This is a genomic window from Micromonospora xinjiangensis, assembly GCF_056150165.1.
Genome location: NZ_JAXCFO010000010.1, coordinates 1 through 17816 on the forward strand (window position 1 = coordinate 1; position 17816 = coordinate 17816).

The 17816-nt window shown below is 72.8% G+C and carries 14 protein-coding genes; 8 read left to right on the top strand and 6 right to left on the bottom strand.

Annotation, left to right across the window (positions count from 1 at the left end):
• Nucleotides 1-116: 116 nt before the first annotated feature.
• Nucleotides 117-731, bottom strand: a complete 615-nt coding sequence (locus SM573_RS27055) for an HNH endonuclease family protein (protein ID WP_474617392.1) — start codon at nt 729-731, stop codon at nt 117-119.
• A 221-nt stretch (nt 732-952) separates the two neighbouring features.
• A complete protein-coding gene (locus tag SM573_RS27060; RefSeq protein ID WP_474614165.1) occupies nt 953-1105 on the bottom strand; it encodes a hypothetical protein in 153 nt (50 codons plus the stop codon).
• A gap of 245 nt (nt 1106-1350) precedes the next feature.
• Between SM573_RS27060 and msrB the strand changes: the two genes are divergently transcribed.
• The 3 genes from msrB to SM573_RS27075 all read left to right on the top strand — a co-directional run bounded on the left by msrB (nt 1351) and on the right by SM573_RS27075 (nt 2939).
• Nucleotides 1351-1818: a peptide-methionine (R)-S-oxide reductase MsrB gene (gene msrB, locus SM573_RS27065; protein ID WP_474617337.1), complete on the top strand. Its 468-nt coding sequence runs from the start codon at nt 1351-1353 to the stop codon at nt 1816-1818.
• Nucleotides 1815-2333 (top strand): peptide-methionine (S)-S-oxide reductase MsrA, encoded by a 519-nt coding sequence (msrA, locus tag SM573_RS27070; protein WP_474617338.1) that lies wholly within the window; start codon nt 1815-1817, stop codon nt 2331-2333. The genes msrB and msrA overlap by 4 nt, the downstream gene beginning before the upstream one ends.
• Before the next feature lie 153 nt (nt 2334-2486).
• Nucleotides 2487-2939, top strand: a complete 453-nt coding sequence (locus tag SM573_RS27075) for an iron chaperone (RefSeq protein WP_474617339.1) — start codon at nt 2487-2489, stop codon at nt 2937-2939.
• 28 nt (nt 2940-2967) lie between these two features.
• On the opposite strand, the gene SM573_RS27080 is transcribed toward SM573_RS27075, so the two are convergent.
• On the bottom strand, nt 2968-3519 hold the full coding sequence (locus tag SM573_RS27080; RefSeq protein ID WP_474614161.1) for a DUF5872 domain-containing protein: 552 nt from the start codon (nt 3517-3519) through the stop codon (nt 2968-2970).
• A 215-nt stretch (nt 3520-3734) separates the two neighbouring features.
• Between SM573_RS27080 and SM573_RS27085 the strand changes: the two genes are divergently transcribed.
• From SM573_RS27085 to SM573_RS27095, 3 genes are all read left to right on the top strand, one after another.
• Nucleotides 3735-5387: a right-handed parallel beta-helix repeat-containing protein gene (locus SM573_RS27085; RefSeq protein ID WP_474617340.1), complete on the top strand. Its 1653-nt coding sequence runs from the start codon at nt 3735-3737 to the stop codon at nt 5385-5387.
• Nucleotides 5388-5492: 105 nt separating this feature from the next.
• The gene (locus SM573_RS27090) at nt 5493-6722 is read left to right on the top strand and encodes an aminotransferase class V-fold PLP-dependent enzyme (protein ID WP_474614159.1); all 1230 of its coding nucleotides are present in this window, start codon (nt 5493-5495) and stop codon (nt 6720-6722) included.
• Between the two features lie 70 nt (nt 6723-6792).
• Nucleotides 6793-7932: a carboxylate-amine ligase gene (locus SM573_RS27095; RefSeq protein ID WP_474617341.1), complete on the top strand. Its 1140-nt coding sequence runs from the start codon at nt 6793-6795 to the stop codon at nt 7930-7932.
• Between the two features lie 82 nt (nt 7933-8014).
• Here the strand turns inward: SM573_RS27095 and SM573_RS27100 are convergent, their stop codons facing one another.
• From SM573_RS27100 to SM573_RS27110, 3 genes are all read right to left on the bottom strand, one after another.
• Nucleotides 8015-8605, bottom strand: coding sequence for a hypothetical protein (locus tag SM573_RS27100; RefSeq protein WP_474614157.1), 591 nt, complete (start codon nt 8603-8605; stop codon nt 8015-8017).
• Between the two features lie 259 nt (nt 8606-8864).
• Nucleotides 8865-11471 (bottom strand): M14 family zinc carboxypeptidase, encoded by a 2607-nt coding sequence (locus SM573_RS27105; RefSeq protein ID WP_474617342.1) that lies wholly within the window; start codon nt 11469-11471, stop codon nt 8865-8867.
• 87 nt (nt 11472-11558) lie between these two features.
• Nucleotides 11559-14246 carry a M14 family zinc carboxypeptidase gene (locus tag SM573_RS27110; protein WP_474617343.1) on the bottom strand — a complete coding sequence of 896 codons (2688 nt, stop codon included), beginning with the start codon at nt 14244-14246 and terminating at the stop codon, nt 11559-11561.
• A 196-nt stretch (nt 14247-14442) separates the two neighbouring features.
• Between SM573_RS27110 and SM573_RS27115 the strand changes: the two genes are divergently transcribed.
• Nucleotides 14443-15864: an aminotransferase class I/II-fold pyridoxal phosphate-dependent enzyme gene (locus SM573_RS27115; protein WP_474614154.1), complete on the top strand. Its 1422-nt coding sequence runs from the start codon at nt 14443-14445 to the stop codon at nt 15862-15864.
• 87 nt (nt 15865-15951) lie between these two features.
• Complete coding sequence (locus tag SM573_RS27120) at nt 15952-17805, top strand: AfsR/SARP family transcriptional regulator (protein ID WP_474614153.1); 1854 nt, start codon at nt 15952-15954, stop codon at nt 17803-17805.
• The last annotated feature ends 11 nt before the right edge of the window (nt 17806-17816 follow it).

Below are 17816 nucleotides of genomic sequence, written 5' to 3' on the forward strand. Positions count from 1 at the left end.
AGCGCGCGCCAGGGGGTGAGCCTGGCCGGGGGCGTGCGGCCGGGGACAGCGGGCCGGCAGCGGCGCCCGCCCGGGGGCGGGGCGCGGTGCGGGCCCGCACCGCTCACCGCCCCGGCTCAGGACGAGCAGGTGTTGAGCATGCTCTGCAGCGCCGACTTCTCGGCGCTCTGCAGCTTCAGGCTCCAGGTGTACTTGGTGCGGATCCACATCTTGGCGTACGTGCAGTGGTAGGCGGTGCGGGACGGCTTCCAGCTCGATGGGTCCTGGTCGCCCTTGGCCTGGTTGACGTTGTCGGTCACCGCGATCAGCTGCGGGCCGCTCAGGTCGTTGGCGAACGACTGCCGACGGGCCGTCGTCCAGGCGTTGGCCCCCGAGCGCCAGGCCTCGGCCAGCGGCACGACGTGGTCGATGTCGACGTCGGCGGGGTTGGTCCAGGTCGCCCCGTCGTACGGGCTGTACCAGCTGCCCGAGGTCGGGTAGCAGGAGCCGTCGACGACGACGCCGCTGCCGTCGCGACGCAGCACGGTCTCCCGGGTGTTGCAGCTGCCCGAGACGGTGGTCCAGTGCGGGAACAGGTCGCGGCTGTAGCCGCTCGTGCTGCCCTCGGCGGCGACCGTGAGGCTGTACAGGTTGCTCTGCGCGGTGGCCTTGCTGGGAACGCCGGGCGGGGCGGCCGCGGCCGGTCCGGCGAGGACGGTGGTCGTGGCCACCACGGCGGTGGCGGCGGCGATGGATGCGGCGAGGAGCCGGGTACGGCGTCGCACGGTGCCTCCCGAGGCATTGGGGTACGGGAGATCCACAGTCGACGATCGACGTGATGGCGCCGCGACGGTCACATGGCCGGGGGTCTACGTGTGGTCGACGGTTTCCGGTTGCCAGCGCAGCCAGCGGCGGTCGTGCTGGAAGCCCACCCGCTGGTAGAAGGGCACCGCCCGCTCGGTGGAGTGGACGGTCACGTGCTCCAGGTCCAGCGTGCGGGCCTCAGGTCCAGGAAGGCGGCACGGTCCGTCCCGCGGTAGCCGCGTTCCTCGGTCAGTCGCCGCCAGCGCAGGTCGCCCAGCGCCCCGGCGTCGCCGTGCCTCGCGGCCCGTACCGTCACCCGCATCCCGGCCTCCCCGTGTCGTGCCCGGCCGTCGGCCGGCGAGAAACCTCATGATCATGGCCGTCGCGCTCGGGAGGTGTCCAGCGGGGTACGGCAGGGAGCACCGGGAAAGAAACCGGACAAGCCGCGGCTCACCGCTCGTATCCCCCTGGATGAGCCGGTCGCGGGGCGGGCGCGTAGGCGACCGGCGGTGGGGTACGCGCCGGGGAGCACCGACGCACCGACGGCCCCTGCGGAAGGAGACAACGGTGGCGGAGCAGTATCGGAAGGACCCCGAGGCGATCTCCCGGCTGTCGCCGGAGCAGCGCCGGGTCACCCAGGACGCGGGGACGGAGACGCCCTTCGACAACGCGTACTGGGACAACAAGGAACCGGGCCTCTACGTCGACGTCGTGTCCGGCGAGCCGCTGTTCGCCTCGGTCGACAAGTACGACAGCGGCACCGGTTGGCCGACGTTCACGAAGCCGGTCGAGCCCGGCAACGTGGTCGAGATCCCCGACTCCACGCTCGGCATGGTCCGCACCGAGGTCCGGTCGGCGCACGGGGACAGTCACCTCGGCCACGTCTTCGACGACGGGCCGGTCGAGACGGGCGGACTGCGGTACTGCATGAACTCGGCCTCGCTCCGCTTCATCCCCCGCGGGGACCTCGAACGCGAGGGCTACGGCGAGTACGAGAGGGTGTTCGCCCGTTCGGACGGGGAGCGACGGCGATGACCGGCACGACCGAGAAGGCGATCCTGGCGGGCGGCTGCTTCTGGGGCATGCAGGACCTCATCCGCAAGCGCCCCGGGGTGGTCGCCACCCGGGTCGGCTACACCGGCGGCGACGTGCCGAACGCGACGTACACCAACCACGGCACCCACGCCGAGGCGATCGAGATCATCTTCGACCCGGCCGTGCTGTCGTACCGCGATCTTCTCGAGTTCTTCTTCCAGGTGCACGACCCGACGACGAAGAACCGTCAGGGCAACGACGTGGGGACCAGCTACCGGTCGGCGATCTTCTACCTCGACGACCAGCAGCGGCGGGTGGCCGAGGACACGATCGCCGACGTGGACGCCTCCGGCCTCTGGCCGGGCAAGGTGGTCACCGAGGTCAGCCCCGCCGGCCCCTTCTGGGAGGCCGAGCCGGAGCACCAGGACTACCTGGAGCGGTACCCCGAGGGCTACACGTGCCACTACGTCCGGCCGGACTGGAAGCTCCCCCGCCGCGGGGAGAAATCCGGCTAACCCCTTCGCGGACGCCCGTCCGTGCTCGCGATTCCGTGGTGGTCTCCGTGGTCGGCACGGAGGCGGCCCGCACCCCGGTCGGGAGAGGCTGTGACCACAGCGGTCGCCCGGGACGATCGGGCCGCGGACGACCCACGACCACAGGGAGCGAGCATGACCGGCACCACGAGCACCGTCCACGAGGGGTTCACGGCCGAGGAGCGGGCCGCGATGAAGGAGCACGCCAAGGAGCTGCGGGCGGCGGCGCGGCGCGGCTCCCGGGCGGAGAAGGCGGCGGAGGCGGAGCGTGCCGTGCTCGCGAAGATCGCCGAGATGCGGCCGTCGGACCGGGTCATGGCCGAGCGGGTCCACGCCGTCGTCACGGCGAACGCGCCCGTCCTCGCACCGAAGCTCTGGTACGGGATGCCCGCCTACGCCCTGGACGGCAAGATCGTTTGCTTCTTCCAGAGCGCCGAGAAGTTCAAGGCCCGCTACGCGACGCTCGGGTTCAGCGACCAGGCGAACCTGGACGAGGGCACGATGTGGGCGGCCGGTTTCGCCCTGACCGAGGTGACCGCCGAGGTGGAGGCGCGCATCGCCGCGCTCGTGAAGCGGGCGGTGAGCTGAGGCCGGCAGCGGCTCGGCGGTGGGCCGCTCAGCGGCGGTCCAGTTCCGCCTGCATCCGCTGCAGGAGCGTCTTGCGGGCCTTGCCGCCGCGCTCGCGTCGCAGCGCGGCCCTGAGCTGGTTCGTGTCGAGGCCGCGGACGAGTTTCGCGGCCTCGGCGACGGGCAGCTCGGAGAGCTGCTCCGCCGCCGTCGCGTCCCGGCGGGCCCGCTTGGCCGGGCCGGTGTTGCCCACGTACTGCCGGCCGGTGCGCGACGCCTCCCGCTTCTTGCGGTCGGTCGCGCGCCGCTCCTTCTCCGACAGCTCCTCCCACGCCTGTTTGGGCAGGTAGCGGCTCGTCTCACCGTCGCGGCGCGCCCGGGTCGCACCGGTGCGGGTCTGCCATTCCTCGGCTCCCCACCGCTGCAGGGACTTCTGCCGTGGGTCCTTGGGGCCCTGGTAGCCCCCACCGCGCCGCTGGTACTCCTTGGTGAGCAGCTGCGACTTGCGTGCCGACCACTGCCCCGGCCGGCCGCCCCGGTCGGAGGCCTTGATCTCCTCCTTGATCTGCTCCCGGAGTTCGGGCCTCGTGTACCGCGCCATGACCTGCCGTTACCCGGCAGAGCCCGGAGTGAACACGGCCGCCCCGGCGCGCCGGGTGCCGTGCCCTCGGCGAACTCCCTCGGCCGGCCCCGCCGCCGTCGTACCGTCAGGGCAGGTCCGCCGTCAACCCCGGCGGGCCCGGCGGACGGGCGGCGGAGGGCCGCGAGGGCGACCGGGCCGCCCCACCGGGAAGGGGATGGCAGGTGCCGGGTCCGGTGACGCCGACCGCGTCGGGCGTGCGCCCGTACGCCGTGGCCGGGGCGCCGCTGCTCTGCGACGCCCGCGACCACGGTCTGACCGGGGACGGCACGACCAATGACCAGCCGGCGCTCGCCGCGCTTGTCGATCTGCTCGGCAACGCGTTCGCCGCGGACGGCCGGGCGCGGGTGATCTACTGCCCACCCGGGGTGTACGCCATCCGGGACGCCGGGACGGTGTGGCGCAGCGGGGTCTCGCTGATGGGGGCGGGACCGGGCGCCACCCGCTTCGTCCTCAGCAACGAGGGCAACCGGGCCCAGCCGGTGCCGCTGGCCTTCTACACCGCCCAGTTGCACGGGGCGAGCCCGGACCGGCACCTCGCCTACTGCACGTTCGCCGACTTCGAGATCGACGGGTCGGGGGTGGCGTCGACGGCGTACAGCCCGCTGGCGAAGGGGCTCGGGTTGCAGTACGTGACCGGCGCGGTGTTCCGGAACCTGTTCATCCACCACACCGCGGGCACCGGCTTCGGCTGCGACTTCCTGCAGGACACCCTGGTCGAGGGGGTCCGGGTGCTGGAGTGCGGCCGGCTCGACAACGGCCTGGAGATGGGCGGGGCGGGCATCGGCATCGGCATCGGGGGCTGGGGGCCGATAGAGCGGTTGACCATCGCCAACTGCGTGGCGGTCGGCAACGCGACCAACGGCATCTTCCTGGAGATGCAGCACGCCGACCGCCCCCAGCCGCGGGGCATCCGGATCATCGGCTGTCACGCGGAGAGCAACCGGTTCGGCATCTCCGACTGGGGCGCCGACGGGCTGATCGTCACCGGGTGCACGATGGCCGGGAACCTGGAGGCCGGCTTCCAGGTCTCGGCGAAGGGCACCACCGGCATCCCCGGCAAGGGCGGCCTGCTCACCGACTGCCTCATCGACGGCAACCTGCGCGACGGGGTCAGCATCGGCAACACCCCCGGCCCCTACACCGTCCGGGGCAACCGGATCAGCGGCAACGGCCGCTACGGCTACCACCACCAGGACCTCGGCGGCGGCGATCAGGTCGCCGCCGAGGAGATCGTCATCGAGAGCAACGACATCTGGGGCAACAGCCTCGACGGGATCCGCTTCGACCGGCCGCTGCGCGACGCCGTCATCATCAACAACCGGATCCGCAACAACGGCCGCCAGTGCGCCCCCGCCGCCAGCGGGCACGGCGAGTCGGTGCGCTACACCGAGAACGGGCTGGTCGAGCACGACGCGGCCTGGCCGGCCGACGGGCACCGGGGCAAGGTGCTGCGGGTCGGCCGCCGGTACGCCGTCGTGGCCGCCAACGACGCCAACACGCTCACCCTGGCCCCCATCCGTCCCGGGGTCATCAGCGGCTGGAGCGCCGGGACGCCGCTGCCCGGCACGGCGTACGAGCTGCCGGACGCCCCGGCCGACCGGGCGGGCATCACCATCAACGCCAGCTCCGATTCGGTCACCATCCGCGGCAACCTCATCCGCGACAGCGGCTCACGGACCCAGACCGCCGGGATCTGGATCACCGAGCGGGGCAGCTGCTTCAACTGCCGGGTGGTGGAGAACGACCTGGACGGCAACCGGACGACGATCCGCGCCGACACACCGGCGGTGGGGGGTCACTGGGCGGGCAACCACGGCGACCAGTGACAGCAGGGCCGCCGGGTGGATCACGCCCTGCGCGGCCGGCCAGGAGCGGCCCGGGTCGGGCGGAAAACGGCATCGGGAGGGCGGTGCGCCTCGTACCGTCGAGACATGGCGCAGGGGAGCCCCGACTCGACGACCGGCCCGGACTCCTTCGACCCGTCCGACTGGGACAGCGTCCGGCGGCTGTTCATCCTCGACGACACCCACCACGACCTGTCCACGTTCCTGTACAGCAGCCATCCCGCGCCGGTGCGGGCCGCCATCGCCCGGCACCGCGACGGTCTGGACCGGGACCCCACCGGCTACCTCGGCACGAACGAGGAACTGCTGGAGGGTGCGACGCGTCGGCTCGCCGCCGCGTACCTCGGCGGCGCCCCGGAGCAGATCGCCCTGACCGACTCCACCACCATGGGCCTGGGACTGCTCTACGCCGGCCTGCGGCTCGCCCCCGGCGACGAGGTGCTGACCAGCACGCACGACCATTACGCCACGCACGAGTCGCTGCGCCTGCGCGCGGAACGCGACGGCGTCGAGTTCCGCAAGGTCCGCCTCTACCGTGACCCGGCCATCACCTCCGTCGACGAGGTCGTCACCAACTTCGCGGAGGCGCTGACCGACCGGACCCGGGTCATCGCGATCACCTGGGTGCACTCCGGCACCGGGGTCAAGCTCCCCGTGCGGCAGCTCGCGGAGGTCGTCCGCGACCGCGCCCCGCAGGCCCTGCTCTGCCTCGACGGCGTGCACGGCTTCGCCGCCGAGAAAGCCGCCCCCGACGAGCTGGGCTGCGACTTCCTCGTGTCCAGCTGCCACAAGTGGCTGCTCGGCCCCCGCGGCACCGGGGTCGTCTGGGGCACCGGGCGGGCGTGGCAGCGCGTCACGCCCACCATTCCCACCTTCGACTGGCGCAGCATCGAACACTGGCGCTCCGGCATCGACAGCGCCCCGCCCACCCCACCGGGCTACGCGAACTCCCCCGGCGGCTACCACAGCTTCGAGCACCGGTGGGCCCTGGCCGAGGCGTTCGCGCTGCACCTTCGGATCGGCCCGGACCGGATCCAGTCCCGGACACGGGAGCTGGCCTACCAGCTCAAGGCGGGGCTGGCCGGCATGGCGGGGGTGCAGCTGGTCACCCCCGTCTCGACCGATCTCTCCGCCGGCCTGGTCTGCTGCGAGCTGGCCGGCCTCTCCCCCGGCACGGCGGTGCAGGGCCTCGCCGCCGCCGGAGTGGTGGCCAGCAGCAGCCCCTATAACCCGTCGTACGTGCGCTTCGGCCCCACCATCGCCAACTCCGCCGAGGACGTGGACGCCGCGCTGCGGGCCGTCCGCGGCCTGCTCTGAGCAGCCCTGCCCAGGATCAGTCACGCCCCGCTCCGGCGGGCTCGCCACCGCCCGCAGATCGGATACGACCATGAAGCGCCAGCACGTCACCGCCCCCGCGACACGCACCGGGTCCACCACGCTCACCCTGGGCGTGGAGGAGGAGTTCCTGCTCCTGGACCCGGCGACCGGGGAGAGTCTGCCCGTCGCCGACCGCGTGCGCGAGGCGTTGTCCGGCACCGCCCGCGAGCAGAGCCGGCAGGAGTTCCGGCACAGCATGGTGGAGATGGTCACTCCCGTCTGCACCGACCTCGCGCAGCTCCGCGAGCACCTGGTGGCCCTGCGCCGCGCCGCCGCCGAGGCGGCGGAGGCCGCCGGGGCGCGGCTGGTGGCGGTCGGCGCCACGCCGGTCTGCGAGGCGCACCGTTCGGTGCCGGACGAGCAGCGCTACCACGCCATGTCGCGCCGGTTCGGGCCGGTGGCGCACGACCCGGCGGTGTGCGGCTGCCATGTGCACGTCGGCGTGCCCGACCGGGAGTTGGCCGTGCAGGTGTGCAACCACCTGCGCCCGTGGCTGCCGGTCGTGCAGGCGCTCACCGCGAACTCGCCGCTGCACGACGGCCGCGACACCGGGCACGCGAGCTGGCGCTCGATGCAGCTGGAGCGGTGGCCCAGCATCGGGCCCACCCCGCACTTCGAGTCGGTCGCCGACTACGACGCCACCGTCCGGGAGTTGATCGCCGCCGGGATCATGCTGGACGCCGCGATGGTCTACTGGTACGCCCGGCCGTCCGCCGCCTATCCCACCGTGGAGGTGCGGGTCGGGGACGTCTGCCCCACCGTCGACGACACGCTGCTCGTGGCCGCGCTGGCCCGGGCCCTGGTCGCCACCGTGATCGATGACGTGCACGCCGGGGTGCCCGCACCCCGGATCCGGGGGTGCCTGGTCGCCGCCGCGCACTGGCGGGCCGCTCACGAGGGCGTCGACGGCGAACTCATCGACCTCCGCGGCGGGGGCGCGCGGCCGGCCTGGGACCTCGTCGCGGATCTGCTCGCCACCGTCGCACCCGCCCTGACCCGCCACGGCGACCTGGATCTGGTGCGACGCGAGATCGACCGGGTACACCGCGAGGGCACCGGCGCGACCCGACAGCGCCGGATCATGGCCCGCACCGACGGCGACGTCCGGGCCGTGCTGGATCACCTGACCGCCCAGACCATCGCGATCTGAGCCGGTTCCCGCGGGTCGAGGACGGCCCGGCCGCGACGAGGCGGGCGACCCCGACCGGCGCGGGCGATGGCCTCCGGCCGGGTCAGTCCGGCAGCAGACGCCGGAGGACGCCCTTGCCGGTCGCTCCCATCCGGTACGACTGGACGAGGTACGAGCCGCAGGCGATGTTCGCCCCGGCGAGCACCGGCACCAGGTACTGGGTCAGCCGCTGCCGTCGCTGCCAGACGGCGATCTCGGCCGGCGTCTCCGGCGTCGACAGCGTCGCGTCGCGCACCTCGACCCTGTCACCGCGTCGGTGCGCCTCCTCGGCGAGCCGGCCGATCCTGCTGCCGCAGTAGGCGGCGTACGCGGTGGCCGCGGCGCCGGCCACGGCCAGCCCGGCCTTCACCGCCCCGACGGTCCCGAAGCCCTTCTGCAGCGCCATGCGTCGCCCACCCACTCGGGCCAGCTGCGCGCCGGCGAGCAGGGTGGCGCCGATGCCGAACCACTGGACCGGACCGAATCGGCCCCACGCCGATTCGGCGACGCGGATGCGGTCGATGCCGTCCCGCAGGTCGCTACCCGACTTGTTCACCCCGGCGACGCCCATCACCGTGCCGCCGAACCAGAGGGCGGAGCCGATGTCGTGCACCGCCTGGGCGACGGCGTGGTTGTCCGTGGCGGTCATCTGCATGACGGGCTCCTCGACGGGCGGACGTCGTCCGCGCCTCTCCTCGACGGTTGCTCTGGTCGGATTCAAGCACCGTCACCGCCCGCGCAACGGTGGATTCGCTGACGGTCACCCGCACCGCGGGGGCGTGAGCGCGGATGTCGTCCGCTCGCCGTCCGCGGCCCTGCCACTCGCTCGCGCCCGCCGTCGCCGCGGCCGGCCAGACGGGACCGGGGGCCACGTCCGACGGACGTGGCCCCCGCGTCGGGAACCGCCGGTGCGGCTACCGGTCGCGCAGCGCGTCCGGCTGCACCACGGTCGAGGGTCCGTGGTAGATCGCGTTGAACAGCAGCCGGCTGGGGTCACGGGACCAGGTGCGGAACGTCGGCTCGCTGCCGAACGTCACGATCAGCCCTGCACCGACCCGGTGCTTGACGATGTTGGCCTTGCCGTTGAGGTGCTCGCCGCCGATGAGCCAGCCGCTCTGCAGCTGCTCACCGGACTCTGGGAACGACGACACCACGTCGCCGCCGGTGACCGTGTACGCCTGGTCGTTCTCGCCGAACCAGACCGGGGTGTCCGGGCGCATGCCCCAGGCCACCGGGTCGGCGGTGTCGAAGCGCTGGCTCAGGATGCTGCCGGGCGAGTAGAACTCGTGCTCGTCGGACGGGAGCGCCGGGGTGATGGGCAGGTTCGCGAGCTGCCGCGCCGTCGCCACCGAGTCGCCGATGGCCAGCAGCGTCCCACCGTCCTCGACGAACCGGCGCAGCTCCGCCCAGCCGGACTCGCCGACGCCGTACGCCCACGACCACTGCGCCGGGTAGCGGTCGCGGTTCAGGCCCGAGACGAGGTCGTTGCGGCTGATCCCCGCGGGCAGCACGATGGTGTCGTACTTCGCGTTGAGGTCACCGGTGAAGTCGTCCGCGACCACCTCGGTGAAGCCGAGCCCGTACTGCTCGAACAGCCACTTCATCCAACCGCCCGGGATGTTGTTGACGCCTCGGTAGAGGCCGATCCGGGTGCCGTCCTTGAGCCGCTCGGCCGTGACCCGCGGGGCCTGCCCGACGCCGTGGACCGGCACGCCGGTCTTGCGGGACGCCTCGCGCAGGGCCGCGCGGGCCTCCTCGGTCGGCTCGACGATCAGCGTGCCCGGGGCGTACGTGCGACCGCCCGCGCCGAACTCGGCGCTCGCCCGCAGCGTCCGCGCCCCGGCCTTCTGCAGCGCGGCGATGAACATCGCGGTGCCGTAGGACTCCGGACCGACCAGGTAGGCGCCCCGGACACCGGGCTGGCCCGGGAACGGCGGGGTGGCCGGTCGCACGGTCCGCACCTGGGTGGTCGAGGCGGTGAACGGCTGGGCGACGGTGTCCACCCGCACGCCGAGCAGCATCGGCAGGGTCTGCGCGGTCACGTCGTACGGGCTCTGGGGCGGGCCGCCGGGGTACTCCCGCAGGTCGGGGTAGTGCTGCACCTCCAGCAGCGTCTTGGCGAACCGCCCGTAGGGCTGCGCGTACCGGATGATCCAGGAGCCCGCGTCGTAGCGCTTGCCGTTGGCGGTGAACGCGGCGGTGGCCTGCTCGATCTCGACCTCGCCGGTGCGCAGGACGGTCAGCAGCTCGTAGGTGGCGAACGGGTCGCGCTGGTCGGCCGGGAGGACGTAGCCGTACGGCTTGCCCGCGCCGGGGCTGACCGCGTTGCGCTGCGTGCGGTAGAAGTTGAACAGCCACTCGGCGTGGTACTTGGCCACGTTGCTCAGGCCCGCGAAGACCGTGGTGTCGAGGTAGTCGACGATCTGCGCCAACGACCAGGAGGACTGGTCGTACGGCTCGATGAAGTTGGTGTCCGGCTCCTGCGGCCCGATCGGCCCGCCGTTGCTGCTGGTGTACGTGTAGGCCAGGTCCCGGGCGCTCGCCGCCTCGACGAGGATGCGCGGCGCGCCGTGGTAGGTCATGTACTGCCGCGACGGCGTCCAGTAGTCGTAGGTCGAGCCCCAGGTGACGCCCTTCTTCCCCTCGGCCGTGAGGCTGCGGGACATCTCCATGCCCAGCGCGTTGGTCTGCTGGACGGTGATCGGGTCGATGTTCGGGTCGTTCGGCGACAGGTACGGCGGGATGAAGATCCGGGCGTTGCCGGAGCCCATCTGGTGCAGGTTCTGGACGACCTGCGGCTTCCAGTCGTTCTGCAGGGCGACGCTGAGCTTCGTCTCCGGCTGGGTGAACATGAACCAGTCGCGGTTGTCGTCGTGGCCGATGTACTTCTGGTAGAGGTCGGGGTAGGTACGGGCGTAGCTCGTCCCGGCGGTCTCGTTGAAGTAGTCCCCGACCCACTCGGTGCCGTCGGGGCTCTGCGCGGGGATGACGAGCAGGACGATGTTGTCGAGGATCTCGGTGACCGTGGTCGACTTCTCGTCGGCGAGCCGGTGCAGGATGTTGGGGATGACCTGGGCGGTGCCGACCTCGGTGGAGTGGATCGCGGCCTCCAGCAGGTAGACCGGCTTGCCCTCCGCGGCGAGTTTGCGGGCCTGCGCCTCGGTGAGCCCGCGGGGGTCGGCCAGCCGCCGGTTGATCTGCTTGATCCGGTCGAGCTTGGCCAGGTTGCCCGGCGAACTGACGGTGAGCAGCGGGAAGGGCCTTCCCGTGGCCGTCTTGCCGATCTCCTGGTAGAGCACCTTGTCGGACCGGTCGGCGACGTGCTTGTAGTAGCGGACCAGGTCGGCCCAGCGGGCGAGCCGTCCCTCGGTGCCGAGCGTGAAGCCGAAGAACTGCTCCGGCGTGGTGACGCGTGGTGCGGCGTGGGCGGTGGAGCTGGGGACGAGACCGCTGCTGAGGGGCACGGTCAGGGCAAGGAGGGCGGCCGCGGGTAGCAGACCTCTCCTCATCCAGGTTCGCATGGGGAACCTCCTGGGGTCGGTGTCCGGGGCGCGGGGGTACCCCCGGGTGGTCGCCGCGCGCGGCGACCACCCAAGGGATTCCTCGCGTCAGCGCGGGGCGGGGCGGCCGTCGGGGCCGAACTGCGGTCGCAGCTGCTGGACCGCGGTCGCGTCCACCGGCGCGGCCGGGCCGTGGTAGATCGCGTTGTAGAGCAGGTTGAACTGCGAACGGGGCAGCGTCCGGAAGGTGATCTCGCTGCCGTACGTGACGACCTTCCCCTTGCCGACGGAGAAGGACGCGACGTTGGTGGCGCCGCGGATGTGCTCGGCGCCGCGCAGGTAGCCGCTGGCCAGCACCTCACCCTCGGCGGGGTAGCGCGACACCACCTGCCCGGAGTCGTCGGTGAGCTCCCAGGCCTGGGTGTCGTAGAGCCAGACCGGCCACGACTCGGGCATACCCCACGCGACCGGGTTGTCCGGGTCGAACTCCTGGTGCAGCAGGCTGCCGCCGGTGACGAACTGGTCCTCGTCCTCGGGCAGCGCCGGCTTCATCGGCAGGTCGAGCAGCTGCTGCGCGGTCTGCACGGAGTCGCCGATCGCCAGCAGGGTGCCGCCGTTGCGGACGAACTGCTGGAGCTTGCGCCAGCCCTTCTCCCCCACCCCGTAGGCCCAGGAGTACGCCTCGTCGTACTGCGCCGGGTCGAGGCCCTCCACGATGTCGTCGCGGGACACCCCGGAGGAGACGACGACGGTGTCGTACAGCTCGTTGAGCGACGTGCGCTGGAAGTCCTGGGCGGAGACCACGTCGTAGTTGATGCCGTACTGGTCGAACTGCCACATGTCCCAGCCGCCCGGCATGTTCCCGATGCCGCGCAGCAGACCGACCCGGGTCTTCGGCTTGAGCTGCACGCCGGGGATCCGGGGGCTGCGGTCGACCGCGGTGACCTGGACACCGACCCGGGCCGACGCGCTGGCCAGGACGTGCCGGGCCTGCGGGGTGGCCGGGACGATGTAGGTGCCGGGCGGGTAGTCGGTGCCCTGGGCCCGGAACGCCTCGGCGCCGCGGAACGTCGGGATGTTGGCGTCCTGCAACGCCGAGACGATCTGGATCGTGCCGTACGACTCGGGGCGGACCAGGTAGGCGCCCGTGGCGCGGGGAGCGGGCGGCATCGCCACCTGCGGTGGTTTCACCCCGGTCACCCGCTGCAGCCGCGCCTCGAACGGGTTGCGGATCTCCGCGACGTCGACGCCGAGTTGCAGCGGCAGGCTGGTCGTCGCCTCGGCGTACGGCAGCAGGACGGGGCAGTCGGCGCAGTCGCGGACCTCGGGGTACCGGTCGGTGCCGAGGACCTGGTGCGCCCAGTTGCCGCGTGGCTGGTGCATCCTGATGACGTACGAGCCGGCCGCGTAACGCCGGCCGTCGGCCACGAACGGCGCGGTGGCGCGCTCGATCTCCACCTCCGTCCACTCCAGGCGCTGGAGCATCTCGAAGGTCGCGTACGGGTCACGCTGCTCGGCATCGACGACGAAGGCGAAGGTGCCCGACGGGACGCCCTTGGTCAGGTACTCGTGCGGCACCGCGTACAGGTTGTCGTAGAGCAGCTTCTCGCCGTTGTCCGCGGTGTACTCCATGCCGGCGTAGGTGGCGATCTTCGCGTAGTCGACGATGTCGGCCAGCGTCCAGACGTCGGAGCGGTACGGCTCGATGAGGTTCATCCGGGCCTGCTGCGGGCCGAGCGGTCGGCCGTCGCGGGAGACCTGCGGGTAGGCGTAGTCGGTCACCGACGCGATCTCGGTCAGGTAGATGCCGGAGCCGGTGAAGGGGAAGTACCCTCCGGGCTGCTCCAGGGTCCAGAAGATGTGGTAGTCGAGGCTGCCGACGCCGGTCTTGCCGGCGGCGGCCAGCGCCCGGGCGGCGTGCTGACCGAGCGCCGCGACCGAGGAGCTCATGTTCGCCGGGACGTTCTCGCTGGTGATGCCGCCGTAGGGCGGGACGAAGATGCGGCTGCCGGAGTTGCCCTTCTGGTGCATGATGTGCACGATCGCCGGGCGGTACTTCTTCTCCAGTTCGAGCCGGTAGCGCGCCTCGATCTGGGTGAACATCGTCCAGTCGCGGTTGTCGTCGTGACCGGTGTACTTGTGGTACAGGTCCGGGAAGGTCCGCCGGTAGTCGGTGCCGGCGGTCCGGTTGAAGTGGTCGATGACGAGGTGCTGCCCGTCGGGGTTCTGCGACGGCACCAGGACGATCACCGAGTTGTTCAGGACCTTCTGGGTGAAGTCGGAGTCCTCGGTGGCGAGGCGGTGCACGATGTCGTTGATCGCCTGCCCGTTGCCCACCTCGCTGGAGTGGATGGTCGCCTCGAGGTGGTAGAACGGCACCCCCTCGGCGGCCAGCCGCCGGGCCTCGTCGGGTGTGGTGCGGCGCGGGTCGGCGAGTTTCTGGTTGATTTCGACCAGGCGGTCCAGTCGGCGCAGATTCTTCGGTGAACTGATGATGACGGTCCCGTATTCGTTGCCCATCGTCGTGGGCCCGACGGGCCGGTAGTCGACGCGGTCGGACCGTTCGGCGATCAGTTTCATGTACCGGAGGACGTCGGGATAGGCGGCGAGTTTCCCCTCCGTGCCCATCCGGAAGCCGAAGTGCTGCTCGGGGGTGGGGATCGCGGCGCGGGCGGACGCCGCGGCGTGCGTGAGGCCGGGGCCGGCGACGGCGCCCGGTGCGGTCACGGTGGCTCCGACCAGCGCCAGCAGGGCTGCGCAGGCGCCGTACAGCAACGGTGGACGGGTCTTGAGCATCGGCGAACCTTCCGTCTCGACATCAATCGTCGTAGATGGAGCGTGGCTGAACCGTAACGTCGTACGCCGATCTCCACAGTGGCTGCACTGTTCGCGTTTGTTCGCTTTACCGCCGCCGCCTGAGAAAGCTCAAGAATGCCTCAACTCGGTTGCCGCGGGTTCCGCCCACGGGGTATCAAAAAACATGATCAGCGAGGTGTCGAGGCCGCAAATCGTGCCCACGCCGACGCCGGCCTTGGCCGCGACGACCGACACGCTCGACCCCGCCGCCGACGAGGCCACCGCGCGGCGACCGGAACGCCTGCACGCCAGCGCGCTCGCGCCGATGCTCACCGACCGCTCCGCCCGTGGGATCGCCGACCGCCTCGGCGACCTCATCGGTTCCGGCCGGCTCGCCCAGGGCCTGCCCCTGCCCACCGTGCGCGCGCTGGCCGCCGCCCTGCACGTCGGCCCCACGACGGTCGCCTCCGCCTGGGCGAAGCTGCGCCAGCGCGGGCTGATCCACTGCGACCGGCGGCACGGCAGCTTCGTGCGCGGACCGGGGAGGCTGGCCGGTCGGCGTTTCGCCAGCCTGCCGCCCCCACCACCGGTCCGGCTCGACCTCTCCACGGCCTATCCCGACCCGGCCCTGCTGCCCGACCTGGCCGGCCCGATGGCCGCGGCCGTCGCCGGCACACACTGGCGGACGTACCCGGACGACACCGTGGACGGGCACCTGGCGACGGTGCTGCGCCCGACGTGGCCGTTCGAGGCCGAGGACTTCACCGTCACCAGCGGCGCCCAGGACGCCGTCCACCGGGTCGCGGACGTCGTCCTGCGCCCGCACGACCGGGTGCTGGTCGAGGAGGCCGCCGCCACCTCGCTGCTCGACATCGTCGAGGACCACGGCGCCCAGGCGGTCCCGGTGCGCTGCGACGACGAGGGGCCGCTGCCCGAGGCGCTCGACGCGGCGCTGGCCACCCGGCCCGGAATGCTGCTCCTGCAAACCCGGATGGCCAGCCCGTACGGTCACGCGCTGTCGCGCCGGCGGGCCCGGGCGCTGGCGGCGATGCTCGCCGACCGGGACATCGTCATCCTGGAGCAGGACACCGCCCACGAGCTCGCGCCGACCCCCGACGTGTCGCTCGGCGAACTCCTGCCCGGGCAGACCCTGCTGGTCCGCAGCTGGAACAAGTCGCACGGACCGCACCTGCGGGTCGGGGCGTTGGCCGGGATCGGGCGGGTCGTCTCCCGGGTGCGCGCCCGGCAGAAGGCCACCGGTGGGTGGCCGTCCGTGCTGACCCAGCGCGCGCTCGCGCAGATGCTCACCGACCCGCAGACCCGGGAGACGATCCGCCGGGCACGGGACACCTACCACCAGCGCCGCCACCAGATGGTGCGGGCGCTGCACGCGCACGGTCTGGCCCCCACCGGCGTCGCCGGCCTCTCCGTCTGGGTGCCGGTGCGGCACGCGGCGAGCGCCATCCGGTCGCTGGCCGCCGACGGCATCGGCCTCGCCTCCGGTGCGCCGTTCACGGTGTCCGGCGACGGGCGGTCCCACGTCCGGATCGCCACCACCCTGCGCCACGACGAGCACGCGCGGATCGCCCGCGCCCTCGCCGAGGCCCACCACGGCTGATCCGCCCGGTCCGGGCCGCGTCGACGTCGGTGCCGCCACCCTCGACAGGCTGATCTTCCGCCCGCGGCACGGCGTACCGTTGCCGCTGTGCGGGCGCAGGCGGGCGAGACCATCGGGTTCTCGGTGCTCGGCTCGATCCGGGTCGTCCGCGCCGGCGCCGAGCTGCACCTGGGCGCCCGCCAGCAGCGTCTGGTGCTCGCGTTGCTGCTCGCCCGGGCCGGGTCGCCGGTCTCCCTGGCCGAGCTGGTCGACCTGCTCTGGGACGAGGACGCCCCGCCCAGCGCCGCGAACGTCGTACACCGGCACGTCGGCGCGCTGCGGCGGCTGCTCGAACCCGGCCTGCCCACCCGGTCGGCGGGCCGCCACATCCTCCGCGAGCTGTCCGGCTACCGGCTGCGCGCCGACGAGGAGTCCCTCGACCTGTTGGCGTTCCGGTCGGCGAGCCGGCGGGCGGCCCGGAGCCTGCAGGACGGCGACGCGGAGTCGGCGCTGCGGCACTTTCTCGCCGGGCTGCGGCTGTGGCGCGGCCGGTGCGCCGCAGGCCTGGAACCGGCGTCCCGCGTCCATCCCGCCTTCCTCGCCGTCGAGGCAGAACGCGCCCACGCCGTACGCGACGCCGCCGACGCCGCCGACCGCTGCGGCCGGCTCGGTGCGGTGCTGGCGCCCCTGCGGCAGGCCGCCGAGCAGCACCCGCTGGACGAGTCGTTGCAGAGCCGCCTGCTGCTGGCGCTCGCCGCCGACGGCCGGCAGGCGGAGGCGATCCAGACGTACGCGGCGGTGCGCCACCGGCTCGCCGAGGAGCTGGGTGTCGATCCGGGCGAGGAGCTGCGGGAGGCGTACGACCGGCTGCTGCACCAGCGCACAGTGCGTACCGAACCGGCCGCGCCGCTCCCCCGGCCCGCGCAGCTGCCACCGGATTTGCCCCACTTCAGCGGCCGGGACGACCTCGTCGCCGCGGCCCGGGCGGCGCTCGCGCGCCCGGACGGCCCGGCGGTGCTGGCGATCGACGGTATGCCCGGCATCGGCAAGACCGCCCTCGCCGTCCACCTCGCCCACCGGTTCGCCGCCGCCTACCCGGACGGGCAGCTCTACGTCGACCTGCGCGGATACGGGCGGGAGCCGGCGATGAGCCCGGCCGAGGCGCTGCGTGGCTTCCTCGGCTCGCTCGGCGTGCCGCAGGAGGGCATCCCCGCCGAGCTGCACACCCAGACGGGTCTCTACCGCAGCCGGCTCGCCGGCCGGCGCATGCTGATCGTGCTCGACAACTGCCGCGACGCCGAGCAGATCCGGCACCTGCTGCCGGGCACCCCCGGCTGCCTGGTGATCGCCACCAGCCGCAGCCGGCTGCACACCCTACTGACCACGGCCGGCGCCCACCCGTTGACGCTCTGCCTGCCGAGCGTGGCGCAGGCGCGGGCGGCGCTGCTGCGGATGTTCGACGCCGGTCAGGTCACCGCCGACGCGGCCACGGTCGACGCCATCGTCGCCGGCTGCGGCCGGCTGCCGCTCGCGATGGCGCTGGTGGCCGCCCGGGCCGCGTGCCTGCCGGGGACGACTCCGGCACAGCTCGCGGCCGAGCTGACCCCCGCGCCCGCCAACCTGGACACCTTCGACGGCGACGACCCGCGGACCGGCCTGCGTGCCGCCTTCTCCTGGTCCTACCGGGCGCTCTCAACCCCGGCCGCGCGACTGTTCCGACTGCTGCCGAGCCATCCCGGACCGGACATCACGGCGGCCGGCGCGGCGGAGCTGGCCGGCGTCGCACTGCGGACCGGACGTGCGCTGATCGGCGAGCTGAGCCGCGCGCACCTGGTCAGCGAGGACCTGCCCGGCCGCTACCGCGCCCACGACCTGCTGCTGTCGTACGCCAGGGAACTCGCCGAGGAGCACGACGGTCCCAGCGAGCGGGCCGCTGCCGACCGTCGCCGCCGACGGGCCTGACGGGCGCGCCG

Excerpts from the sequence above, each read along its gene's own strand:
- SM573_RS27075 (WP_474617339.1), top strand. The coding sequence starts at position 2,487 with ATGACCGGCACCACGAGCACCGTCCACGAGGGGTTCACGGCCGAGGAG.
- SM573_RS27105 (WP_474617342.1), bottom strand. The coding sequence starts at position 11,471 with ATGCGAACCTGGATGAGGAGAGGTCTGCTACCCGCGGCCGCCCTCCTT.
- SM573_RS27110 (WP_474617343.1), bottom strand. The coding sequence starts at position 14,246 with ATGCTCAAGACCCGTCCACCGTTGCTGTACGGCGCCTGCGCAGCCCTG.
- msrA (WP_474617338.1), top strand. The coding sequence starts at position 1,815 with ATGACCGGCACGACCGAGAAGGCGATCCTGGCGGGCGGCTGCTTCTGG.
- SM573_RS27095 (WP_474617341.1), top strand. The coding sequence starts at position 6,793 with ATGAAGCGCCAGCACGTCACCGCCCCCGCGACACGCACCGGGTCCACC.
- SM573_RS27080 (WP_474614161.1), bottom strand. The coding sequence starts at position 3,519 with ATGGCGCGGTACACGAGGCCCGAACTCCGGGAGCAGATCAAGGAGGAG.
- SM573_RS27060 (WP_474614165.1), bottom strand. The coding sequence starts at position 1,105 with ATGCGGGTGACGGTACGGGCCGCGAGGCACGGCGACGCCGGGGCGCTG.
- SM573_RS27090 (WP_474614159.1), top strand. The coding sequence starts at position 5,493 with ATGGCGCAGGGGAGCCCCGACTCGACGACCGGCCCGGACTCCTTCGAC.
- SM573_RS27100 (WP_474614157.1), bottom strand. The coding sequence starts at position 8,605 with ATGCAGATGACCGCCACGGACAACCACGCCGTCGCCCAGGCGGTGCAC.